The organism is Corynebacterium stercoris (assembly GCF_024160105.1).
Taxonomy (GTDB): Bacteria; Actinomycetota; Actinomycetes; order Mycobacteriales; family Mycobacteriaceae; genus Corynebacterium; species Corynebacterium stercoris.
In genome coordinates this window covers 51,375-73,415 of sequence record NZ_JAMFTQ010000003.1, presented here as the reverse complement: position 1 = coordinate 73,415, position 22,041 = coordinate 51,375, and the positions used below count along the sequence as shown (strand labels likewise).

The following is a 22,041-nucleotide window of genomic DNA, read 5'->3' as shown; positions in this document are numbered from 1 at the left end:
TAGCCTGCGCAGAGCGAATGCCGGCAGGCTCACAATTGTTGAGAGTGCGGCGCCGCGCCAGGTACGCGACGAAAGGACTTCCGTGACTGAAACGGGCAACGCGGCTAACGGCCGCGACCTCGCTGCATTGAAGCTTCCCGAGCTCCGCAAGATTGCGTCCGAGCAGGGACTCAAGGGGATTTCGACCCTGCGCAAGGGGGAACTGATTCAGGCGATCACCACCGGCCAGGTGCCGGCGAAGGCGAACGCAAAGGCCGCCGCAGCAGATGCTGCCGGCGAGCAGGCAGCGCAGACGAACGTCGAGCAGCGTGGCGCAGAGCAGCAGGACGGCGCGCAGGAGCGCGAGGGCGACGCCGGCGAGGGGGATGCGCAGCAGCGCCACGAGTCCCGCGCCGCGGCGCGCCGCAACCGCCGGAACCGTTCCCGCGCACAGCACCTGGAGGACGGCGGCGAGCAGCAGGAGCAGCCGCAGAGCGAGCGCGAGCAGCGCGCTGAGCGCCCGGAGCGCACCGAGCGCCACGACGACGGCGAGCGCGAGCAGCGCGACGGGGGCCGCGACCAGAACCGCGAGCGCCGCGAGGACAACCGCGAGCAGCGCGACGGTGGGCGCGAGCAGAACCGCGAGCGCCGCGAGGGTGGCCGCGACAATAACCGCGAGGGAGGCCGCGAGCAGCGCGACGGCCGCGAGGGCAACCGCGACGACAACAACGAGGGCGGCCGCCGCGGCCGCCGTGGGCGGCGCAACCGCAACCGCAATCGCGACGGACGCGACGGGGGCCGCGAGAACCAGAACGGGCGCGACAACAACAACGACAACAACCAGTCCTTCGAGCCGGAGGAGCTGCAGGAAGTCGCTGGCATCGTGGACGTGGTGGACAACAACACCGCGTTCATCCGCACCACCGGATACCGCCAGAACTCCGCGGACGTGTTCGTGAACAACAAGCTGGTGCGCCAGAACGGCCTGCGCTCCGGCGATGCGGTCATCGGCCAGGTGCGGGCGAACGGCCAGGGCCACTCGCACGGCAACGGCCGCAACCGCCAGCGCTTCAACCAGCTGGTGCGCGTGGATTCCGTCAACGGCATGACCCCGGAAGAGGCGAAGGGCCGCAAGGAGTTCCACAAGCTCACCCCGCTGTACCCGAACAAGCGCCTGCGTCTGGAGACCGAGCCGAACATCCTGACCACCCGCGTCATCGACCTGGTCATGCCGATTGGCAAGGGCCAGCGCGCGCTGATCGTGTCCCCGCCGAAGGCCGGTAAGACCACGATTCTGCAGAACATCGCCAACGCGATCGCCACCAACAACCCGGAGTGCTACCTCATGGTGGTGCTGGTGGACGAGCGTCCGGAGGAAGTGACCGACATGCAGCGCAGCGTGCGCGGCGAGGTCATTGCATCCACCTTCGACCGCCCGCCGTCAGAGCACACCGCAGTGGCGGAGCTGGCGATCGAGCGCGCGAAGCGCCTCGTGGAGATGGGCCAGGACGTTGTGGTCCTGCTCGACTCGATCACCCGCCTGGGCCGCGCGTACAACAACTCCTCCCCGGCGTCCGGCCGCATCCTCTCCGGTGGTGTGGACTCCAACGCGCTGTACCCGCCGAAGCGCTTCCTGGGCGCCGCCCGCAACATCGAGGAAGGCGGCTCGCTCACCATCATCGCCACCGCGATGGTGGAGACCGGCTCCGCCGGCGACACCGTGATCTTCGAGGAGTTCAAGGGCACCGGTAACGCCGAGCTCAAGCTGGACCGCAAGATCGCCGAGCGCCGCGTGTTCCCGGCCGTGGACGTCAACCCGTCCGGTACCCGCAAGGACGAGCTGCTGATGAGCCCGGAGGAGGCCCGCGTCATGCACAAGCTGCGCCGCATCCTCTCCGCGCTCGACCCGCAGCAGTCCATCGACATGCTGATCAAGCAGCTGAAGAAGACGAAGACCAACGGCGAGTTCCTCATCGGCGTGGCCAACTCCGCGCCGATGGCTGCGAGCCAGACCGAGGAGGATTACGTCTAATGGCAGGGGCGAACGTTTCACTCGTCGACGATTACGTCTCCGAGTACGAGGGCATCCAGGCTCAAATGGGCGACCCGGACGTGGCCGCCGACCAGGACCAGTTCCGCAAGCTGTCGAAGCGCTACGCCGAGCTGCAGCCGATCATCAAGGTCAACTCCGAGCTTGTGCAGGCCCGCGAGGACCACGAGGTCGCGGCCGAGATGGCGGCGGAGGACAAGGAATTCGCCGAGGAGGCCACCCGCCTCGAGGGCGAGATCGTGCGCCTCGAAGAAGAGCTCGCCGACCTGCTCGCCCCGCGCGACGAGCACGACGGCGACGACATCATCATGGAGCTCAAGGCTGGCGCCGGCGGCGAGGAAGCCGCCCTCTTCGCGGGCGATCTGGCCCGCATGTACCAGAAGTATTGCGAGAAGAACGGCCTGACCTGGGAAGTGCTTGACGTAGCGGAGTCCGACCTCGGCGGCGTCAAGGACATGACCGTGGCCGTGAAGGCGAAGACCCCGTCGCGCGACGGCGCCTGGTCCAAGCTCAAGTTCGAGGGCGGCGTGCACCGCGTGCAGCGCATCCCCGTGACCGAGTCGCAGGGCCGCATCCAGACGTCCGCAGCTGGCGTCTACGTCTTCCCGGAGGCGGACGAGGTGGAGAGCGTCAACATCGACGAGAAGGATCTCCGCGTCGACGTGTACCGCTCCTCCGGCAAGGGCGGCCAGGGCGTGAACACCACCGACTCTGCGGTGCGCATCACGCACTTGCCGACTGGCATCGTGGTGACCTGCCAGAACGAGCGCTCCCAGATCCAGAACCGCGCCCGCGCCATGCAGGTGCTCCAGGCCCGCCTGGACCAGCTGGAGCGCGAGAAGGTCGAGGCCGCCGAGGCCGAGGGCCGCGCCTCCCAGGTCCGCACCATGGACCGCTCCGAGCGCATCCGCACCTACAACTGGCCGGAGAACCGCATCTCGGATCACCGCATCAACTACAAGGCCAACAACTTGGATACGGTGCTGGACGGCAACATGGATGAGCTGATCACCGCGCTGCAGACGCACGAACGCCAGGAGCGACTTGAGGCTGAATAAGCCGGATGCGAGCACGCGGGAGCTCGTCGCAGCCGCGGCACGCACGCTTGCCGACGCCGCCGTGCCCACCCCCGAGGTTGACGCGCGTCTCATCGCCGCGCACCTCATGGGTGTGGGCCCGCTCGAGGTGTTCTTCGCCGACCCGCCGGCTGGCTTCGCGGACGCATTTTCTGCCGCGATCGCACGCCGTTCCGCGCGCGAGCCGCTGCAGCACATTCTCGGCGAGGCCCCGTTCGGCCCGCTCACACTCACCGTGGGTCCTGGGGTATTCATCCCGCGCCCCGAGACCGAGGTGCTCGCAGACTGGGCCGTGCGCACGCTTGCCGACGCTCAGTTGGCCGCGCCCACCGTCGTCGACCTCGGCACCGGCTCTGGGGCGCTCGCGATCTACATCGCGCACGCGTACCCGAACGCCGAGGTGATCGCAGTCGAGCGCTCCGAAACGGCCCGTCGCGCTGCGGCGGAGAACGCGGCGAGGAACCGAACGTCGGTACGCGTGGTGGAAGGGGACATGACCGACCTCGCGCTGCTCGCGGAGCTTTCCGGTCGCGTTGACCTTGTGGTGGCGAACCCGCCGTACGTGCCCGAGACCCCCGACCTCGAGCCGGAGGTGTACCGCGACCCGCACGAGGCTGTTTTCTCCGGCGCCGACGGCATGGACGCGATCCGCGGCCTCATCCCCGTCGCGGCGCGCCTTTTGAAGCCGAGCGGGGCGCTCGGCATCGAGCACGACGACACCACCTCCCGCGCCGTGCAGGAGCTTGTGCTTGCCGACGGCTCGTTCGCCGGCGTCCAGCCCATGGCCGACCTGACCGGCCGGGCTCGGTTTGTCACGGCGAGTAAGGTAAGCCCGTAACGAAAACGGTCAGGAGGATTGCTATGGCGAGCACGATCTACAACTGCCTGTCGCCCGAGGGCCGCGAGGACGGCCTGCGCGCCGCGACGGACGCGGTGCGCGCGGGACAGTGCGTCGTGCTGCCCACCGACACCGTCTACGGCATCGGCGCCGACGCTTTCAACAACGCCGCCGTGGCGCAGCTCCTGGCCACGAAGCGGCGCGGGCCGGACATGCCGGTACCCGTGCTGGTCGGATCCTGGATCACCATCCAGGGCCTCGTGCGCGAATTTACCGAGACCGCGAAGACGCTGGTCGAGGCATTTTGGCCCGGCGGGCTGTCCATCATCGTTCCGGAGGCGCCGAGCCTGCCGTGGAACCTGGGCGACACCCGCGGCACCGTGCTGCTGCGCATGCCCAACCAGCCGTTGGCGCTGGAGCTGCTGCAGGAGACCGGCCCGCTGGCCGTGAGCTCCGCGAACATCTCCGGCAACGCGCCGGCGCTCACCGCCTCGGAGGCGAAGCAGCAGTTCGGCGACGCCGTGGGTGTGTACCTCGACGGCGGCCCGGCGGAAGTGGGGGAGCCGTCCACCATCATCGACATCTCCCGCAGCGAGCCCGTGATCTTGCGCGAGGGGGCGATCCCCACCGAGCGCATCGGTGAAGTCTTGGGCCTCGAGCCCGAGCAGCTGCGGAGGAAGTAGATGGGTTCGGCCGGCGTCCCACTGCGCGAGCTGGGCCTCGTGCTGCTCGTCGCTGCCGCGATCACCTACCTGGCTACCGGCCTGGTGCGCTCGGTGCTGGTGCGCACCGGCCGCGTCGCCGAGATCCGGCAGCGCGACGTGCACACCCAGCCGACACCCTCCGTCGGCGGCGTGGCCATGTTTACGGGCATGCTCTGCGCCGTCTTCCTCGCCCAGCAGCTGCCGGCCCTGACCCGCGGCTTCGCGCCCGTGACACCGGAGATGACGGCGGTGGTGGCGGGCACCTTCGCCATCGTGATCGTCGGCGTGATCGACGACCTCTACGAGCTCGGCGCGCTGGCGAAGCTCGCCGGGCAATGCTTCGCCGCGCTGCTCATGGCGTTTCTGGGCATTGCGTTCACCGTGTTCTACCTGCCCTTCGGCGGGGGCACGACGCTGATTTTGGACCAAGTCCAGGGAGTGGCCTTGTCTGCGCTGTTCACGGTGATGCTCATCAACGCCGTGAACTTCGTCGACGGCATTGACGGCCTCGCCGCTGGCCTGGGCATGATCGCGGGCGCGGCCATCCTGCTGTTCTCGCTCACGGTGTTGCACGACCAGGGCGGGGCGGTGTCCGCGTACCCGCCCGCCATCATCTGTGCGACGCTCGTCGGCATTTGCGCCGGCTTCCTGCCGCACAACTTCGAGCCGGCGCGCATCTTCATGGGGGATTCCGGCGCGATGCTCATCGGGCTCATGCTCTCCGCGGCGAGCGTGTCTGCTTCCGGCAAGATCAACATGTCGCTGTACGGTGTCGCGGACATCGTGGCGCTCATGAGCCCCGTCATTGTGGTGCTCGCCGCCATCGCGCTGCCGGTGCTCGACCTGGTCTGGGCCGTCGTGCGACGCCTCGCCCGGGGCCAGCGGCCGTGGGAGGCCGACGCCGGCCACTTCCACCACCGCCTGTTGGCGCTCGGCCACACGCACCGCCGCACGGTGCTGGTGCTCTACATGTGGGTTTCTGCCGTCGCCCTCGGGGCGGTGAGCTTCTCCGTGGTGCCCACCCGCTACGCGGCCGGATTTACGGTGATCGCGCTGGTGATTGCTTTCGTCGCAACGCTTGTGCCCCTCGCCAAGGGCAAGATCGGCCCCAGGGAAGGGTAGGGTGAACTGCCATGACCGCTGAGCAGCCTGACCTGACCGTGCGCGACACCGCCGAGTTCGAAGACCACCGGCGCCCGCTGCAGCGCGCGCTGAAGTTCGGCGGGTGGGCGCTCGTGGCCCTCACCATCATCTCGCTCATGGCCTGGGGCGCGACGCGTGACCTTCCCGGCATCTACGGCGTGCTCATGGGTGTGGGCATCGGCGGCGGTTTCGTGCTGGCGACGGCGCTGACCGTCCTCGCCACCTCCAACTCCTCGCCGACCGCCACCATGGCCGTCGTGCTCGGCGGATGGCTGGTGAAGATGGTGGTCCTCGTGCTGCTCCTCCTGTGGCTCAAGGGCTTCGACTTTTACGACGGGACCGCCTTCGGCGTGACGACGATCGCAGCTTTGGTGGTTGCTCTCGCAGCCGAAACGTGGGGTGTCATTACGTCGCGAACCGCGTACGTCGGCTAGCAAAGTCGTACCTGTGACTGAGATAACAGGAACGTGGATAGTTCCTGTACCAGCACACACAGGACCATGTCTGATTTGGGGGTGAGCTGGGGCGCGCGGCAAGCCCCCCTGAGGCGCGAAAATCGTTATCCACCTGTTAGGCTATCCGCTGGGTTTACTTGAGGAAGGGGATGCCCGACATACCGGGCAGCGCCGCCGAAAGAAACATCCCCTGTCCCGCGGTAGCAGATGTGCGACGGAGTCCGCCGCGGAGACAGTCTTCGTGAAGACGTCCATCGCACCGCATTCCCTTCGGATGCGGCCCGAGAACGGGAGAGAACGCTGAGCGTTACGACTTTGGCCATGAAGGGTACTTTCCACGCACCCCAGCTTGGTCCAGAATTTTTCCCGGGGCACACGTACGGCCAGTTCATTGGTGAGGACTTCGCCAATGGTTGGTTTGCGCTGGATCGCATCATGCTTGTCCGCCTGTTCGTGGCGGCCATCCTGGTGCTCCTCTTTGTTATCGCCTTTAGGAAGCCGCAGCTGGTTCCTAAGGGCCTGCAAAACTTCGCCGAGATGGGCGTGGACTTTGTCCGCGTCCACATCGCTGAAGACACGCTGGGCAAGAAGGACGGTAAGCGATTCCTTCCGGTGATCGCCACCATCTTCTTCACAATCCTGTTCATGAATGCGGCCACGATCATCCCGGGCCTCAACATCTCGCCTAACTCGCGCATCGGCATGCCGATCGTGCTGGCGGGTGTGGCTTATGTGGCGATGATCTACGCGGGCGTACAGCGTTACGGCCTGGCCTACTTCAAGCACTCGACTGTGATTCCGGGGCTTCCCCCGGCACTCCACCTCCTGGTGGTGCCCATCGAGATTTTCTCGACCTTCATTCTGCGACCGGTCACCCTGGCGCTTCGTCTCATGGCGAACTTCCTGGCCGGCCACATCATCCTCGTCCTGCTGTACTCCGCCACGAACTTCTTCTTCTGGCAGCTGAACGCATGGACGGCGGTGAGCGGCCTGACCCTGATCGCCGCGATTCTGTTCACCCTGTACGAGCTGATCATCATCTTCCTGCAGGCGTACATCTTCGCCCTCCTCACGGCGGTGTACATCGAGCTGTCGCTGCACGCAGATGCGCACTAACAAAGCGCTTACCTACCGGCCAAACTGAATAACCCCCACACACTGTCACTCGCGCCGCGGCGTTTCTAGACACTCGGGAGCTTGAAACCTCCCAGCCGCTGCGCACCAAGAAAGGGAACGACTTTCACATGAACGACATCATCCTTGCTCAGGCAGCTGACACCGTGAACACCGTGAACACCTACAACGGTCTTGGCACCATCGGCTACGGCCTCGCCACCATCGGCCCGGGCATCGGCATCGGCATGCTCGTCGGCAAGACCGTCGAGGGCATGGCTCGCCAGCCGGAGATGGCCGGTCAGCTCCGCACCACCATGTTCCTGGGTATCGCCTTCGTCGAGGCGCTCGCCCTCATCGGCCTCGTTGCCGGCTTCCTGTTCTAAAAAACACGCGCGTTTTTCTAACCCCGTAACACTTTTTAGATCAGGAGCACCCAATGACTAACGTCAACGCATTTATCGTGGCCCAAGACGGCCACGAGACGCTGCCGCTGGAGACGACCCCGTCGATCCTCCTGCCGGCCGCGTACGACGTGGTCTGGTCGCTTGTCGTCTTCATCATCGTTTTCCTGCTCTTCTGGAAGTACGTCCTTCCGAAGTTCCAGGAAGTGCTGGCGGAGCGCGAAGACCGGATCAAGGGCGGCATTGAGCGTGCTGAGGTCGCCCAGAAGGAAGCAAAGGCTGCCCTGGAGAAGAACAACGCCGAACTCGCCGAGGCACGCGCCGAGGCGGCCGAGATCCGCGAGGCTGCGCGTGCGCGCGGCAAGGAGATCGAGGCCGAGTCCCGCGCCCGTGCTGAGGAAGAGTCCCGTCGCATCGTCGAGGCCGGCGAGAAGCAGCTGCTCGCATCCCGCGAGCAGGTTGTTTCCGAGCTGCGCAACGAGATGGGCCAGAACTCGATCAACCTGGCTGAGCGCCTGCTGGGCACCGAGCTTTCGGACTCCACCCGCCGCTCCACCACGATCGACGACTTCCTGTCTGAGCTCGACAACGTGTCGACGAGGAAGTAGGCGAAATGAAGGCAGCTAGTCGCGAAGCACAGACGACCGTCGCAGATCAGCTCGATCAGCTGATCCAGCACTCCGACAACGCCGTCGCCGTTGCCGCGCAGGTGGGCACCGAACTGTTCCTCATCGTGGACCAGCTCGACGCCGAGCGCTCGCTGCGTGTCGCTGTTGCAGACCCCTCCCTTGAAGCCTCCCAGCGCGAAGGCATCATTGGGGATGTCTTCGGCGCGAAGGTCGCCGAGCCCACGAAGCACATCATCACCACCGCAGCGGCGCAGGAATGGTCCACGCCGCGAGAGTTCCGCACCGGCCTGGTCAACCTCGGTCGCCACGCGCTGATGCGCGGCGCCCAGGAGCAGGGCCAGCTGGAGCAGGTGGAGGACGAGCTGTACCAGCTCTCCGTGCTGCTGGAATCCGAGAAGGAGCTCACCCAGCACCTGTCCGACCGCACCGCCACCGCTGCCCAGAAGCGCGGCCTGTTGGCCAGCGTCATCTACGGCAAGGTGAGCATGTTCACCGAGGCGCTCGCGCTGCAGGTGATCGGCCGCCCGGAGCACAACCCGGTGGACGACCTGGCGGCGCTCGCCGAGCAGGTTGCGGAGCTGAGGGGCAAGGCTGTGGCACGCGTCGTCGCAGCGGAGGAGCTTTCTCCTTCTCAGCGCGAGGCCCTCGCACAGAAGCTTGAGAACATTTACGGTCGCGAGATGGCCATCCATGCCGAGGTTGACCCCAGCCTCCTCGGCGGGATGATCGTCCGGGTAGGCGACGAGGAGATCGACGGTTCCACGCGTGGCAAGCTCACGCGTCTGCGCACCGACCTCGCCGCAAGCACGACCTTTAACTAAGAACACATGCTGGAAGAATCTACCGAGAGCAGGAAGAACATGGCGGAGCTGACGATCTCCTCCGATGAGATCCGTAGCGCGATAGCGAACTACACCTCGAGCTACTCCGCGGAGGCCTCCCGTGAGGAGGTCGGCGTGGTGACTTCGGCTGCAGATGGTATTGCCCAGGTTTCCGGGCTGCCAGGTTGCATGACGAACGAGCTGCTCGAGTTCCCGAACGGCGTCATCGGCGTCGCGCAGAACCTCGACACCGACAAGATCGGCGTTGTGGTCCTGGGTAACTTCGAGTCCCTCCACGAGGGCGACAAAGTCAAGAGGACCGGCGAGGTCCTGTCCGTACCGGTCGGCGAGAACTTCCTCGGCCGCGTCATCAACCCCCTGGGTCAGCCGATCGACGGCCTCGGCCCGATCGAGTCCAACGAAGAGCGTGCCCTGGAACTCCAGGCAGCAGGCGTGCTCGACCGCCAGCCGGTCGAGGAGCCGATGCAGACCGGTCTCAAGGCTATCGACGCCATGACCCCGATCGGCCGCGGCCAGCGTCAGCTCATCATTGGCGACCGCAAGACCGGCAAGACCGCCGTCTGCATCGACACCATCCTCAACCAGAAGGCATTCTGGGAGACCGGTGACCCGTCGAAGCAGGTGCGCTGCATCTACGTCGCCGTGGGCCAGAAGGGCTCCACCATCGCCGGCGTGCGCCAGACCCTCGAGGAGGCGGGCGCACTCGAGTACACCACCATCGTTGCCGCGCCGGCATCCGACTCCGCCGGCTTCAAGTGGCTCGCTCCGTTCACCGGTGCAGCCCTTGGCCAGCACTGGATGTACCAGGGCAAGCACGTGCTGGTGATCTACGATGACCTGACCAAGCAGGCCGAGGCCTACCGCGCCATCTCCCTGCTGCTGCGCCGCCCGCCGGGCCGCGAGGCTTACCCGGGTGACGTGTTCTACCTGCACTCCCGCCTCCTGGAGCGCGCTGCCAAGCTCAACGACGAGCTCGGCGCCGGCTCCCTGACCGCGCTGCCGATCATCGAGACCAAGGCGAACGACGTGGGTGCCTTCATCCCGACGAACGTCATCTCGATTACCGACGGCCAGGTCTTCCTCCAGTCCGACCTGTTCAACCAGGGTGTGCGCCCGGCTATCGACGTCGGTATCTCCGTCTCCCGTGTCGGTGGCGCCGCGCAGACCAAGGGCATGAAGAAGGTCGCCGGTAACCTGCGTCTGGACCTCGCCGCATACCGCGACCTCGAGTCCTTCGCGGCCTTCGCGTCCGACCTCGATGCCGCTTCCAAGAAGCAGCTCGAGCGCGGCCAGCGCCTGGTCGAGCTGCTCAAGCAGCCCGAGAACTCCCCGCAGCCAGTTGAGTTCCAGATCGTCTCGATCTGGGCCGCCAACCAGGGCGTCTTCGATCCCGTTCCCGTCGAGGACGTCCGTCGTTACGAGCGCGAGCTGCAGGAGCAGATCCGCGCTACGGCTCCGGAGGTGTACGAGCAGATCGCCGGCGGCAAGGCGCTCGACGAGCAGTCCCAGGCCGCGATCCTGCGCGTGAACGAGGACTTCGCCCGCTCCTTCCAGGCAACTTCCGGCGAGCGCATCGTGCGCGAGCCGGAGGCTAAGGCTCTGGACGCAGGCCAGGTGTCCAAGAACCAGCTCAAAGTCGCCCGCTCCTAAATCTGTGCAGTTCACTGACCAGATGAAGGAACCCAACATAAAGGAAGGGAGGAAGTAAACCATGGCAACACTTCGCGAATTGCGCGACCGAATTAGGTCGGTCAACTCCACGAAGAAAATCACTAAGGCCCAGGAACTGATCGCGACGTCGCAGATCACCAAGGCCCAGCAGCGCGTGGCGGCGGCCAAGCCGTACGCCGACGAGCTGAAGGACGTCATGGAACGCCTCGCGGCCGCGAGCTCCCTCGACCACCCCATGCTCCACGAGCGTGAGAACGGTCGAGTCGCGGCGATCCTCGTGGTCACCTCCGACCGCGGCATGGCCGGCGGCTACAACCACAACGTGCTGAAGAAGGCTGCGCAGCTTGAGCGCATGCTGAACGACGCAGGGTATGAGGTTGTGCGTTACGTGACCGGTAACAAGGGTGTCACCCACTACCGGTTCCGCGACATGGACATCGCAGGCTCCTGGACCGGCTGGTCCCAGAAGCCCGACTGGGAGGCGACGCACGACGTTCGCCGCCACATGATCGACGGCTTCATGGCAGGCTCCGAGGGCACCGTCAAGTGGCGCGAGGGTGTCACCGCACCCGAGGGCCAAGAGGTGCGCGGCTTCGACCAGGTGCACGTGGTGTACACCGAGTTCGTCTCCATGCTGTCGCAGGAGGCTCGCGTGCACCAGCTGCTGCCGATCGAGCCGGTGCTCGAGGAGTACAAGTACGAAGAGGAGCACATGCTCTCCTCCAAGGAGGGCGTTGAGCCGGACATGGCCTTCGAGCCGGACCCGGACACCCTCATGGAGGAGCTGCTCCCGGTGTACGTGTCCCGATCGCTGTACTCCATCTTCTTGGAGTCCTCCGCATCGGAGTCCGCGTCCCGACGTACGGCCATGAAGAACGCGACCGACAACGCGACCGAATTGGCAAACAACCTGTCTCGTGAGGCTAACCAAGCCCGTCAGGCAAAGATCACCCAGGAAATCACCGAGATTATCGGCGGCGCCGGCGCGCTGTCCGGTAGCGAAGAAAGTGACTAAATCATGACTACTGCTCACAATTTTGCTGAGCGCAACGATGAGGCGGCGGGCGAGGCCACGACTCAGGCTGAGGTCGGCGAGGCACGCACCGAAGCCCGCGTGGAGAACACGCAGAACCCGCGCGGTTCTGAGAACGGCCGTGTAGTCCGCGTCATCGGTGCTGTCGTCGACGTGGAATTCCCGCGCGGCGAGCTGCCTGCGCTCTACAACGCGCTCGAGGTCCACATCGACCTCGGCGAAATGTCCCGCGACATCATCCTCGAGGTGGCCCAGTTCCTGGGTGACAACCTCGTGCGCACCATCGCCATGGCGCCGACCGACGGCCTCGTCCGCGGCGCTCAGGTGACGGACTCCGGTAACCCGATCTCCGTGCCGGTCGGCGACCAGGTCAAGGGCCACGTGTTCAACGCGCTCGGCCAGTGCCTGGACGATCCGTCGGTAGGCCAGGACGGGGAGCGCTGGGGCATCCACCGCGAGCCGCCGGCCTTCAAGGACCTCGAGGGTAAGACCGAGATCCTCGAGACCGGTATCAAGGTCATCGACCTGCTCACCCCGTACGTGAAGGGCGGCAAGATCGGCCTGTTCGGTGGTGCAGGTGTGGGCAAGACCGTGCTCATCCAGGAGATGATTACGCGTATTGCCCGCGAGTTCTCCGGTACCTCCGTGTTCGCCGGCGTCGGCGAGCGCACCCGTGAGGGCACCGACCTGTTCCTCGAGATGGAGGACATGGGCGTGCTCCCGGATACCGCGCTTGTCTTCGGCCAGATGGATGAGCCGCCAGGAGTCCGTATGCGCGTGGCGCTGTCCGGCCTGACCATGGCGGAGTACTTCCGCGATGTGCAGAACCAGGACGTGCTGCTGTTCATCGACAACATCTTCCGTTTCACCCAGGCCGGTTCCGAGGTGTCGACCCTTTTGGGCCGCATGCCTTCGGCCGTGGGTTACCAGCCGACGCTGGCAGACGAGATGGGTGTGCTGCAGGAGCGCATTACCTCCACCAAGGGCCGCTCCATTACCTCTCTGCAGGCCGTGTACGTGCCGGCCGACGACTACACCGACCCGGCACCGGCAACCACCTTCGCCCACCTGGATGCGACCACCGAGCTTTCGCGTTCCATCGCCTCGAAGGGTATTTACCCGGCTGTGGACCCGCTGACCTCGACTTCCCGCATCCTGGAGCCGGGCATCGTGGGCGAGCGCCACTACGAGGTTGCGCAGAAGGTCATCGCCATCCTGCAGAAGAACAAGGAGCTGCAGGACATCATCGCCATCCTCGGTATGGACGAGCTGTCCGAAGAGGACAAGATCACCGTCATGCGCGCGCGTAAGATCCAGCGCTTCCTCGGCCAGAACTTCTTCGTCGCGAAGAAGTTCACCGGCGACGAGGGTTCCTACGTGCCGCTCGAGGAGACCATCGAGGCCTTCGACAAGCTGGCCTCCGGCGAGTTCGACGCCTACCCGGAGCAGGCGTTCAACAACCTCGGCGGTCTCGACGATGTCGAGGCTGCATACAAGAAGCTGCAGGAAGCGTAGGGATTCACCATGGCTGAACTTACCGCTCAACTGGTCTCGGTCGACCGCATGCTCTGGTCCGGTCAGGCGAGCATCGTCACCGCCCAGACCACCGAAGGTGAGATCGGCATCCTGCCCGGTCACGAGCCGCTCCTTGGCCAGCTCAGGGACAACGGCGTGGTGACCATCCGTCCGGTTGACGGCGACCGCATCGTCGCCGCCGTCCAGGGCGGGTTCCTCGCAGTGCAGGGCGACCGCGTCACGATCCTCGCGGATTACGCGGTCTTCGCCAACGAGGTCGACTCCGCCGCGGCGGAGAGCGGGCTGAACACCGACGACGCCACCGCCAAGGCGCGCTCCGAAGCTGAGCTCGCCGCAGTGCGCCGCGCGTCGAGGTAAGGCCCACTCGACAACCTCATCTTTGTTCCGCTTCCGCCCCCGCTCCCGGTTCACGCCGGGGGTCGGGGGCGGTTCGCGTTTCGACGTTCGTCGGCACGCATTTTGCTCCGGCGAAGCGCTAAGATTGTGCGAAACGCGTTGACCGGAGGGCATGCAGATGGAGATTGTCGGCTACCTGCTTGTACTGTTTTGCGCGCTCGGCGGTATTGCGGTCCTCTGGCGCTTCATGATGTTCCGCAACGCCGGCGCCCAAGGGCTCGTACGCAGCCTGCCCGCGGAGGGGGTGCACGGGTGGCGCCACGGGGTGGTGCGCTACGTGGGCGAGGAGGCGCGCTTTTACAAGTTGCGTTCGCTGTCTTTCAACTACGACAGGGCGATTGACCGCCGCTACGTCACCTTCAACGGTATGCGCGAGGTGACCGAGGCGGAGCGCGAGATCATGCCGGACATCGAGTCGGTGCTGCAGCTCACCGGTCCGGACGGGGATTTCGAGTTCGCGGGCGCGCAGCCGGTGGAGATGGCGCTGATCTCCTGGATCGAGTCGGCGCCGGACAGCCGCACGCAGCGAGAAGACATGAACGCGCTCGAGGAGCGGGCGAACCGGGGGAGGCGCCTGCAGCGCTAGGGGGTAGGGTGTACTGCCATGCGCCTTGTCATCGCCCGTTGCTCTGTGGATTACGTCGGCAGGCTGGATGCCCACCTGCCGGAGGCGCTGCGCCTCATCCTGATCAAGGCGGACGGCTCCGTGTCCATTCACGCGGACGACCGCGCCTACAAGCCGCTGAACTGGATGACCCCGCCGTGCACCCTCCGTCAGGAGGCCGTGGTGGACCTGGACGGGGAGGACACGGGCGAGCAGCTGTGGATCGTGGAGAACCCGAAGGGGGAGCAGCTGCGCATCAGCATCGCTGAGGTGCTTGCCGACGACACGTTTGAGCTCGGCGTCGATCCCGGCCTGGTCAAGGACGGTGTTGAGGCGCACCTGCAGAAGCTATTGGCGGATCATATCGGGGTGCTCGGAGACGGCTTCACGCTGGTGCGCCGCGAGTACCCGACGGCGATCGGGCCGGTGGACCTTTTGGCGCGCGACGCCGCCGGCGGCACTGTAGCTGTGGAGGTGAAGCGCCGCGGCGGCATTGACGGAGTGGAACAGCTCTCGCGCTACGTGGAGTTGCTGAACCGCGACGAGCTGCTGCGCCCCGTCACCGGCGTGTTCGCGGCGCAGGAAATCAAGCCGCAGGCGCGCACCTTGGCCGCGGACAGGGGTTTCCGATGCGTCACACTGAACTACGACGAGCTGCGCGGCATCGAGTCCGACGAGCTGCGGCTGTTCTAGGGGGCGCTGGAGAGATGGGGCGGAAGAACCGGCGGATGAACGTGACCCCGGCGTACGTGCTGCCGCGCGACGGCTCGACGTTCATCGGCACCCAGGAGATGGAGGGGCCGAGCTGGACGCACGGGGAGATCTACAAGGTGCGCCAGATCGGCTCGGCTGCGGCGACGAAGTTCTACGTGTGCCCGGGCTGCAACCAGAACATCCCGCCGGGTGTGGCGCACGTCGTGGCGTGGCCGCGGGATGTCGGCGGGGGTGTGGACGATCGTCGGCACTGGCACCGGCACTGCTGGGACCGGCGGTAGGCTGGGGCGCATGATTGCTGCTTTCTCCGTCGCGCCGACGGTGACCGAGGGCGCGAACGCCGAGATGTCGGCGGCCGTCGCCCGCGCGGTGCGGGTGGTGCGCGAGTCCGGCCTGCCGAATGAGACGACCGCGATGTTCACCACCGTCGAGGGCGAGTGGGACGAGGTCATGGACGTGATCAAGCGTGCCACCGAGGCAGTCGCGGAGGTCTCGCCGCGGGTGTCGCTGGTGATCAAGGCCGACATCCGCGAGGGCTACACGGACATGCTCCACCAGAAGATGGCGTCGCTGGAGAAGCACTTCGACCACGAGGAGGGTTAAGAATGACAGAGTTCAACCAGGCGTTCACGGGCGGTGCGGTGGACCTCGGGGAGGTCGCGCGCCAGGCGGAGTCGCGCCGCGAGTTGGAGCAGGGCGGGTTCGAGCCGTTCGTGACTGTCGACGAAAAGACCATCGAGACCCAGGCCTTCGAGCGCTCTGCGCAGGTGCCGGTGGTGCTCATGTTCGGCAGCGCGCGCTCGGCGGATTCGGAGGCGCTCAAGGCCGACCTGGAGCGGCTCGCGGCGGGGCAGCGGGGCTTCATGGTCGCCTACGTGGATACCGATGCGTCCCCGCAGCTCGCGGGTGCGATCGGCGTGCGAGCGGTGCCGACGGTGGTAGCGCTCGCCGGCGGCCGTCCGGTGACCAGCTTCGAGGGCGCGCAGCCCGCGGACCAGCTCGAGGCGTGGGTGGGCAACCTGGTCGCGCAGCTCGGCCCGCAGCTCCAAGGCCTCGGCGGGGAGCCGGGGGAGGAGGCGCCCGCCGAGGATCCGCGCCTCGACGCCGCCACCGCTGCACTCAACGCCGGGGACTTCGCCGGGGCACGCGCGATGTACGACGACATCTTGGCCGACCCGAACGTCACTCCTGACCTGAAGGCGAACGTGAAGCAGGCGAAGGCCACCGTGGCGGTCATTGAGCGCTTCGACCCGGCGAACCGGACGTCGGATCCGATTGCGGATGCTGAGGCGGATCCTGCGGACGTCGGGAAGCAGTTCGCGGCGGCGGATGCGGAGGTGCTTGCGGGTGCCCCGGAGCGCGCCTTCGACCGGTTGCTCGCGCTGGTGAAGGCGGAGCCGGCCGCGAAGGAGCGCCTGCTGGAGCTGTTCACGCTCTTCGAGCCGGGGGACGCGCGAGTGAAGGCGGCGCGCACCCGGCTCGCGAGCGCGCTGTTCTAACTCTTCGCGTCTAACTCTTCGCGCGTACTACCGCACCGGCGTGTACCACTGCACGCTGAGCGCCGGGATGGTCAGCGCCGCGGACTGCTCGAAGCCGTCCCAGCCGGTCTCCTCGGTGTGGATGCGCTCGGGGATCTCGTTGCCCGCGCCGCCGTAGATGGCTTGGTCGGTGTTGATCAAAAGCTGCCACTCGCCACCCTGGGGGAAGCCGAGGCGGTAGGACTGCTGCGTGTTGCCGGAAAGGTTCACCACAGCCACCAGCGGCTGCCCGTCCGCGCCCCAGCGGGTGTAGGCGAGGAGGTTGTTCTCCCCGTCGTCGCCCTTGAGCCACTGGAAGCCCATGGGGGAGTTGTCCTGGGAGAACAGGGCGGAATTGTCGCGGTAGACAAAGTTGAGGTCGCGGACCAGGCGCTGGATGCCGCGGTGGTACTCGTGGCCCCAGCTGTCGCCGACGTTGTCCCAGTTGATGGAGTGCGCCTCGTCCCACTCGGTGGTCTGGCCCCACTCGCAGCCCATGAACATGAGCTGCTTGCCCGGGTGGGAGAACATGTAGCCATAGAGGGTGCGAAGGCCTGCGGCTTTGTTCCAGTCGTCGCCAGGCATGCGCTCCCAGAGCGAGCCCTTGCCGTGCACGACCTCGTCGTGGCTGAACGGCAGCACAAAACGCTCCGAGAAGGCGTAGACCAGGGAGAACGTGATCTCGTTGTGGTGGAAGGAGCGGTAGATCGGGTCGAGGGAGAAGTACTCGAGGGTGTCGTTCATCCAGCCCATGTTCCACTTCAGGTTGAAGCCCAGGCCGTCCGCCTCGGTCTGCGCGGTCACGCCCGGCCACGCGGTGGATTCCTCGGCGATGGTGAGCACGCCCGGGTGGGCGCGCTGCACGGTGGCGTTCATCTCCTGGAGGAACTGCACGGCCTCCCAGTGCTCGCGGCCGCCGTACTGGTTGGGCAGCCACTCGCCCGGCTCGCGGGAGTAGTCGAGGTAGAGCATGGAGGCCACCGCGTCCACGCGCAGGCCGTCGAGGTGGAACTCCTCGAACCAGTACAGCGCGTTGGCCACGAGGAAGTTGCGGACCTCCGCGCGGCCGAAATTGAACACGTAGGTGCCCCAGTCCTTCTGCTCGCCGCGGCGCCAGTCGGGGTGCTCGTAGAGGGCGGTGCCGTCGAAACGCGCGAGTGCCCAGGCATCCTTGGGGAAGTGGGCCGGCACCCAGTCGACGATCACGCCGATGCCGTGCTCGTGGCATGCGTCCACGAGCGCGCGGAACTCGTCCGGGGTGCCCCAGCGCGCGGTCGGCGCGTAGTAGCCGGTGACCTGGTAGCCCCAGGAGCCGCCGAAGGGGTGCTCCGCCACGGGGAGGAACTCCACGTGCGTGAAGCCATTCTCCACCAGGTAAGGCACGAGCTCCTCGCGCATGGTGGTGAAGTTCGCGCCCTGCTTCCAGGAGCCGATGTGGCACTCGTAGATGCTCATCGGCGCGTTGGTGGCGTCGACGCCGACGCGGTTGCGCATCCAGTCCCCGTCGTTCCACTGGTACTCGGTGCTGGAGGCCACCACGGAGACCGTCTCCGGCGGGGCCATGGTCTGCTTGGCCAGCGGGTCGGCCTTGTCCACGCGCACGCCGTCCGACGTCTGCACCGCGAACTTATAGGCGGTGCCCGCGCCGATGCCGGGGATGAAGATCTCCCACACGCCGGTCGAGCCGAGGGAGCGCATCGGGTACTGGTTGGCGTTCCACTCGCAGAAGTCGCCCACCACGGCCACGCCCTGCGCGTTCGGCGCCCACACGGCGAACGCGGTGCCGGATACTTCGCCCATCGCCGTGGTGTAGGTGCGTTCGTTGGCGCCGAGCACATCCCAGAGGCGCTCGTGGCGGCCCTCGCTGATCAGGTGCAGGTCGAATGAGCTCAGCGTCGGCAGGAAGTGGTACGGATCGGCCACGACCTGCGGCTCCGCGCCCGGGTACGTCACCTTGAGGCGGTAGTCGGGGGCGCGCTCGGAGTCGAGGCCGGCCACCCAAATGTCGTCGCCGATTGGCTGCATGGGCACCTCGATATCCTCGAGCACCAGCGTGACCGCCTCGGCGCCGAGGAGGCGGGTGCGCACCACGGAGCCGGAGGCGGCGGCGTGCCAGCCGTAGAAATCGTGCGGCGCGTGGTGCTTGCACTCGGTCAGCCGCTGGCGGTCCTGCTCAGGGATCAGCAGGGTGGGATCGATCTCGTGCGGGGCGGGCGAGGTCATAGGGGGACAGTCCTTACTTCAAGGTTCGCGTTTTGCTACTAGGGTACCGGGGGCGGTTGCGGGCTACGGCCGGTAGTCGTGGTCGGAGATGCGTCGGAAAGCAAGTGCTTCCCGACGCTCGCTTGCCACATCAGGCAGCTTGAACACGTGCGCCACGTTGACCTGCGGTGCGAGGCGGATGTAGTTCTCGCCGGAGGACCAGGTGTAGCGCTCGCCCGTGATCTGGTCGTGCACCTCGAAGGGCTCGCCCGGGTTGAGGCCCACCTCGGAGACGTCGAGGCGCAGCATGCCCTCCTGGGTGGAGTAGGGATCCAGGTTGATCACCACGAGCACGGCGTTGCCGGTCACCGCGTCCACCTTGGAGTAGGCGATGAGCTTCTCGTTGGAGATGTCGTGGAAGCGGATGTTGCGCAGCTGCTGCAGCGCCGGGTTTTCGCGGCGGATGCGGTTGAGCAGGGTGATGTAGGGCTCGAGCGACTCGCCGCGCTCCAGCGCCGCGGCAAAGTCGCGCGGGCGCAGCTGGTACTTCTCGGAATCGAGGTACTCTTCGGAACCCTGGGTGACGGGCTCGTGCTCGTAGAGCTCGTAGCCGGAGTACACGCCCCACAGCGGGCTCATGGTCGCGGCGAGGGTGGCGCGCAGCGCGAACGCGGCCGGGCCGCCCTTCTGCAGGGACTCGTGGAGGATGTCCGGGGTGTTCACGAAAAGGTTCGGGCGGCTGACGTCGGCGACGTCCACGAGCAGCTGGGCGAAGTCGGTCAGCTCCGCCTTCGTGGTCTTCCAGGTGAAGTGGGTGTAGGACTGGCTGAATCCGGCCTTGGACAGGCCGTACATGCGCGGCGGGCGGGTGAACGCCTCGGCGAGGAAGATCACGTCCGGGTCGGTCTCGTGCACCTTGGCAATCAGCCAGTGCCAGAAATCCAGCGGCTTGGTGTGCGGGTTGTCCACGCGGAAGGTGGTGATGCCCAGGTCCACCCAGTACATGACGACGCGGTAGATCTCCTCGTAGATCGTCTCGCGCGCGTTATCGAAATTGATGGGGTAGATGTCCTGGTACTTCTTCGGCGGGTTCTCGGCGTAGGCGATGGTGCCGTCGGCGAGCACGGTGAAGAAGTCCGGGTGCGCCGCGGCCCACGGGTGGTCCGGCGCGGCCTGCAGGGCCAGGTCGAGGGCGACCTCGAGGCCCAGCTCGTCGGCGTGGTCGAGCATGTCCAGGAACTCCGCCTCGCCGCCGAGCGCCGGGTGGAACGCGTCGTGGCCGCCGTCCTTGGAGCCGATCGCCCACGGGGAGCCCACGTCGTGCTCCTCCGGGGTCAGGGTGTTGTTGCGGCCCTTGCGGTTCACCTCGCCGATGGGGTGGATCGGCGGGAAGTAGACGGTGTCGAAGCCCATCGCGGCGACACGGTCGAGCGCCGCGGCGGTGGTGGCCCAGGTGCCGTGCACCGGCTCGCCGTTCTCGTCCCACCCGCCGGTGGAGCGCGGGAACAGCTCGTACCAGGAGCTCACGAGTGCTTTCCGACGTTCGACCAAGACATCGCAAATCGGGCCGTGCGTCACCAGCTCGCGCAGCGGGTAGGCGTCGAGCACCTCGAGCACCTCGTCGGCGAGGCCGGCTTCGATGCGGGTGCGCAGGGGCAGGGTGTCGTCGGCAAGCGTGGTGCGCGCGGATTCGAGCACCTCGCGCGCGCCGGCGGGGGTCTGCGCGGCGGCCGCGGCGAAGAGGTCGATGCCGTGGTGGATGTCGTTGGCCAGCTCCTCGGCGCTCTGCCCGGCAAGCAGCTTCTTGCTCACCGCGTTGCGCCAGGTGGCCATGACATCGCTCCAGGCGTCGACGCGGAAGCGCCACAGGCCCTGCTCATCCGGCACGAACACGGCGTGCACGTAATCGGGGCGGTAGACCTCCTGCTGCATGTGCACCGAGTACTGCTCGCCGCTGGGCGAGGTCAAAAGCAGCGTCGCGCCGATCGCGTCGTGGCCTTCGCGCCACACCAGGGCGGAGACGGGGATCACCTCGCCGACCACCGCCTTGGAAGGCAGGGTGCGCCCCGAAACCTGGGGGCGGACATCATCAATGCCGAAGCGTGCAACCATGGGTACCTCTTTGCGGGGTTTGGTGGTGATGTTCACACCCAGCGTAGCCAAGCGCGCCACTTCAGACCCGCCGAAACTTCAGCTTCACCACAAGGGCGGGCAAATAGTCCACAATGGGAGGGGTGAGCAAGGAAACGACTACGGACCCGGACCTGCTGATCGATTTCCAGGGGGTCTCCTTCATCCGCGGCGGCAACACCCTGGTCGGACCGGTCGACTGGCAGGTGGAGCTGGATGAGCGCTGGGTGGTCATCGGCCCGAACGGCGCCGGCAAGACCACGCTGATTCGCATGGCGGCGGCGCAGGAGTTTCCGTCGCAAGGCGTTGCGTTCGTGCTCGGGGAGCGCGTCGGCCGCACGGACATGCGCGACCTGCGCGCCTCCATCGGCTTGACGTCCTCAGCGCTGGCGGGGCGCGTGCCTGACGACGAAAAAGTGGGGGACCTCGTCGTCTCCGCCGGCTACGCCATTGTGGGCCGCTGGCGCGAGGAGTACGACGAGGCCGATTACGAGCAGGCCGTCGAGGTGCTCGAGCAGGTCGGCGCGATGCACCTGGTGGACCGCACGTGGGGCACGCTTTCCGACGGCGAGAAGAAGCGCGTCCTCGTCGCCCGCGCCGTGATGACGAACCCGGAGCTTTTGATCCTCGACGAGCCGGCCGCGGGCATGGATCTGGGCGGGCGCGAGGACCTCATCGCCTACCTGGGCGAGCTGGCGCTCGACCCGGATGCCCCGGCGATTGTGATGATCACGCACCACCTCGAGGAAATTCCCTACGGCTTCACCCACGCGATGCTCCTGGATGAGGGCTCCGTGGTGGCGCAAGGTCTCATCGAGGACGTGCTGACCTCGGAGAACGTGACCAAGGCGTACCACCAGCCGATAGAGGTGACGTACGACGACGGCCGCTTCTTCGCCCGCCGCGCCCGCACCAAGCGCTCCGGGGCGCACCGGAAGTAGCTTTCCCCGGGAACGGGCCCGCTGGTCCCCGCCGGCCGCGGTACCTGCCCGCCGACCCACGCCG

22 protein-coding genes are annotated in these 22,041 nt (G+C 66.6%); 20 read left to right on the top strand and 2 right to left on the bottom strand.

The genetic code is table 11. From position 1 onward, the window contains the following. The first annotated feature begins 82 nt into the window (after positions 1-82). From rho to M5J20_RS03745, 19 genes are all read left to right on the top strand, one after another. On the top strand, positions 83-2,011 hold the full coding sequence (rho, locus tag M5J20_RS03835; RefSeq protein WP_253576510.1) for a transcription termination factor Rho: 1,929 nt from the start codon (positions 83-85) through the stop codon (positions 2,009-2,011). Continuing rightward, positions 2,011-3,087 (top strand): peptide chain release factor 1, encoded by a 1,077-nt coding sequence (gene prfA / locus M5J20_RS03830; RefSeq protein WP_253576508.1) that lies wholly within the window; start codon positions 2,011-2,013, stop codon positions 3,085-3,087. Before rho ends, prfA begins: the two co-directional genes overlap by 1 nt. After that, positions 3,074-3,943 (top strand): peptide chain release factor N(5)-glutamine methyltransferase, encoded by an 870-nt coding sequence (gene prmC, locus M5J20_RS03825; protein WP_253576506.1) that lies wholly within the window; start codon positions 3,074-3,076, stop codon positions 3,941-3,943. Before prfA ends, prmC begins: the two co-directional genes overlap by 14 nt. Before the next feature lie 23 nt (positions 3,944-3,966). After that, positions 3,967-4,626, top strand: a complete 660-nt coding sequence (locus tag M5J20_RS03820; RefSeq protein ID WP_253576504.1) for an L-threonylcarbamoyladenylate synthase — start codon at positions 3,967-3,969, stop codon at positions 4,624-4,626. Continuing rightward, the gene (locus M5J20_RS03815) at positions 4,627-5,769 is read left to right on the top strand and encodes a glycosyltransferase family 4 protein (RefSeq protein WP_253576502.1); all 1,143 of its coding nucleotides are present in this window, start codon (positions 4,627-4,629) and stop codon (positions 5,767-5,769) included. 11 nt (positions 5,770-5,780) lie between these two features. Then, complete coding sequence (locus tag M5J20_RS03810; protein ID WP_253576500.1) at positions 5,781-6,224, top strand: Cg1360 family ATP-synthase-associated protein; 444 nt, start codon at positions 5,781-5,783, stop codon at positions 6,222-6,224. A 342-nt stretch (positions 6,225-6,566) separates the two neighbouring features. Then, positions 6,567-7,361: a F0F1 ATP synthase subunit A gene (gene atpB / locus M5J20_RS03805; protein ID WP_253576498.1), complete on the top strand. Its 795-nt coding sequence runs from the start codon at positions 6,567-6,569 to the stop codon at positions 7,359-7,361. A gap of 128 nt (positions 7,362-7,489) precedes the next feature. Further along, positions 7,490-7,744, top strand: a complete 255-nt coding sequence (locus M5J20_RS03800) for an ATP synthase F0 subunit C (RefSeq protein WP_253576496.1) — start codon at positions 7,490-7,492, stop codon at positions 7,742-7,744. A 53-nt stretch (positions 7,745-7,797) separates the two neighbouring features. Then, a complete protein-coding gene (locus M5J20_RS03795) occupies positions 7,798-8,370 on the top strand; it encodes a F0F1 ATP synthase subunit B (protein WP_253576489.1) in 573 nt (190 codons plus the stop codon). Positions 8,371-8,375: 5 nt separating this feature from the next. Next, positions 8,376-9,212, top strand: a complete 837-nt coding sequence (locus M5J20_RS03790) for a F0F1 ATP synthase subunit delta (protein ID WP_253576487.1) — start codon at positions 8,376-8,378, stop codon at positions 9,210-9,212. A gap of 6 nt (positions 9,213-9,218) precedes the next feature. Continuing rightward, entirely contained in the window at positions 9,219-10,883 is a 1,665-nt protein-coding gene (atpA, locus tag M5J20_RS03785) for a F0F1 ATP synthase subunit alpha (protein ID WP_253576485.1), read from the top strand. 61 nt (positions 10,884-10,944) lie between these two features. Next, the gene (locus M5J20_RS03780; RefSeq protein ID WP_253576483.1) at positions 10,945-11,919 is read left to right on the top strand and encodes a F0F1 ATP synthase subunit gamma; all 975 of its coding nucleotides are present in this window, start codon (positions 10,945-10,947) and stop codon (positions 11,917-11,919) included. Between the two features lie 3 nt (positions 11,920-11,922). Beyond that, on the top strand, positions 11,923-13,452 hold the full coding sequence (gene atpD / locus M5J20_RS03775; protein ID WP_253576481.1) for a F0F1 ATP synthase subunit beta: 1,530 nt from the start codon (positions 11,923-11,925) through the stop codon (positions 13,450-13,452). Between the two features lie 9 nt (positions 13,453-13,461). Further along, on the top strand, positions 13,462-13,830 hold the full coding sequence (locus M5J20_RS03770; protein WP_253576479.1) for a F0F1 ATP synthase subunit epsilon: 369 nt from the start codon (positions 13,462-13,464) through the stop codon (positions 13,828-13,830). Positions 13,831-13,981: 151 nt separating this feature from the next. Beyond that, complete coding sequence (locus M5J20_RS03765) at positions 13,982-14,455, top strand: DUF2550 domain-containing protein (protein WP_253576477.1); 474 nt, start codon at positions 13,982-13,984, stop codon at positions 14,453-14,455. Positions 14,456-14,473: 18 nt separating this feature from the next. Beyond that, entirely contained in the window at positions 14,474-15,166 is a 693-nt protein-coding gene (gene nucS / locus M5J20_RS03760) for an endonuclease NucS (protein WP_253576475.1), read from the top strand. 14 nt (positions 15,167-15,180) lie between these two features. Beyond that, positions 15,181-15,468 carry an Rv1322 family protein gene (locus M5J20_RS03755; RefSeq protein ID WP_253576473.1) on the top strand — a complete coding sequence of 96 codons (288 nt, stop codon included), beginning with the start codon at positions 15,181-15,183 and terminating at the stop codon, positions 15,466-15,468. Between the two features lie 10 nt (positions 15,469-15,478). After that, on the top strand, positions 15,479-15,790 hold the full coding sequence (locus M5J20_RS03750) for a thiamine-binding protein (RefSeq protein WP_253576471.1): 312 nt from the start codon (positions 15,479-15,481) through the stop codon (positions 15,788-15,790). Positions 15,791-15,792: 2 nt separating this feature from the next. After that, positions 15,793-16,686: a tetratricopeptide repeat protein gene (locus M5J20_RS03745; protein WP_253576469.1), complete on the top strand. Its 894-nt coding sequence runs from the start codon at positions 15,793-15,795 to the stop codon at positions 16,684-16,686. Positions 16,687-16,713: 27 nt separating this feature from the next. Here the strand turns inward: M5J20_RS03745 and glgB are convergent, their stop codons facing one another. Beyond that, positions 16,714-18,927 (bottom strand): 1,4-alpha-glucan branching protein GlgB, encoded by a 2,214-nt coding sequence (gene glgB / locus M5J20_RS03740; RefSeq protein WP_253576468.1) that lies wholly within the window; start codon positions 18,925-18,927, stop codon positions 16,714-16,716. A gap of 63 nt (positions 18,928-18,990) precedes the next feature. Continuing rightward, positions 18,991-21,018 carry a maltotransferase domain-containing protein gene (locus tag M5J20_RS03735; RefSeq protein WP_253576937.1) on the bottom strand — a complete coding sequence of 676 codons (2,028 nt, stop codon included), beginning with the start codon at positions 21,016-21,018 and terminating at the stop codon, positions 18,991-18,993. Positions 21,019-21,140: 122 nt separating this feature from the next. Here M5J20_RS03735 and M5J20_RS03730 point away from each other — a divergent pair, with 122 nt between their 5' ends. After that, positions 21,141-21,977: an ABC transporter ATP-binding protein gene (locus M5J20_RS03730; RefSeq protein WP_253576466.1), complete on the top strand. Its 837-nt coding sequence runs from the start codon at positions 21,141-21,143 to the stop codon at positions 21,975-21,977. Positions 21,978-22,041 lie beyond the last annotated feature (64 nt).

Bases quoted from the DNA above. Each gene is read 5' to 3' on its own strand.
- prfA (WP_253576508.1), top strand. From the start codon at position 2,011: ATGGCAGGGGCGAACGTTTCACTCGTCGACGATTACGTCTCCGAGTAC.
- M5J20_RS03820 (WP_253576504.1), top strand. From the start codon at position 3,967: ATGGCGAGCACGATCTACAACTGCCTGTCGCCCGAGGGCCGCGAGGAC.
- M5J20_RS03815 (WP_253576502.1), top strand. From the start codon at position 4,627: ATGGGTTCGGCCGGCGTCCCACTGCGCGAGCTGGGCCTCGTGCTGCTC.
- M5J20_RS03810 (WP_253576500.1), top strand. From the start codon at position 5,781: ATGACCGCTGAGCAGCCTGACCTGACCGTGCGCGACACCGCCGAGTTC.
- atpB (WP_253576498.1), top strand. From the start codon at position 6,567: ATGAAGGGTACTTTCCACGCACCCCAGCTTGGTCCAGAATTTTTCCCG.
- M5J20_RS03800 (WP_253576496.1), top strand. From the start codon at position 7,490: ATGAACGACATCATCCTTGCTCAGGCAGCTGACACCGTGAACACCGTG.
- M5J20_RS03795 (WP_253576489.1), top strand. From the start codon at position 7,798: ATGACTAACGTCAACGCATTTATCGTGGCCCAAGACGGCCACGAGACG.
- M5J20_RS03790 (WP_253576487.1), top strand. From the start codon at position 8,376: ATGAAGGCAGCTAGTCGCGAAGCACAGACGACCGTCGCAGATCAGCTC.
- atpA (WP_253576485.1), top strand. From the start codon at position 9,219: ATGCTGGAAGAATCTACCGAGAGCAGGAAGAACATGGCGGAGCTGACG.
- M5J20_RS03780 (WP_253576483.1), top strand. From the start codon at position 10,945: ATGGCAACACTTCGCGAATTGCGCGACCGAATTAGGTCGGTCAACTCC.
- atpD (WP_253576481.1), top strand. From the start codon at position 11,923: ATGACTACTGCTCACAATTTTGCTGAGCGCAACGATGAGGCGGCGGGC.
- M5J20_RS03770 (WP_253576479.1), top strand. From the start codon at position 13,462: ATGGCTGAACTTACCGCTCAACTGGTCTCGGTCGACCGCATGCTCTGG.
- M5J20_RS03765 (WP_253576477.1), top strand. From the start codon at position 13,982: ATGCAGATGGAGATTGTCGGCTACCTGCTTGTACTGTTTTGCGCGCTC.
- nucS (WP_253576475.1), top strand. From the start codon at position 14,474: ATGCGCCTTGTCATCGCCCGTTGCTCTGTGGATTACGTCGGCAGGCTG.
- M5J20_RS03755 (WP_253576473.1), top strand. From the start codon at position 15,181: ATGGGGCGGAAGAACCGGCGGATGAACGTGACCCCGGCGTACGTGCTG.
- M5J20_RS03750 (WP_253576471.1), top strand. From the start codon at position 15,479: ATGATTGCTGCTTTCTCCGTCGCGCCGACGGTGACCGAGGGCGCGAAC.
- M5J20_RS03745 (WP_253576469.1), top strand. From the start codon at position 15,793: ATGACAGAGTTCAACCAGGCGTTCACGGGCGGTGCGGTGGACCTCGGG.
- glgB (WP_253576468.1), bottom strand. From the start codon at position 18,927: ATGACCTCGCCCGCCCCGCACGAGATCGATCCCACCCTGCTGATCCCT.
- M5J20_RS03735 (WP_253576937.1), bottom strand. From the start codon at position 21,018: ATGGTTGCACGCTTCGGCATTGATGATGTCCGCCCCCAGGTTTCGGGG.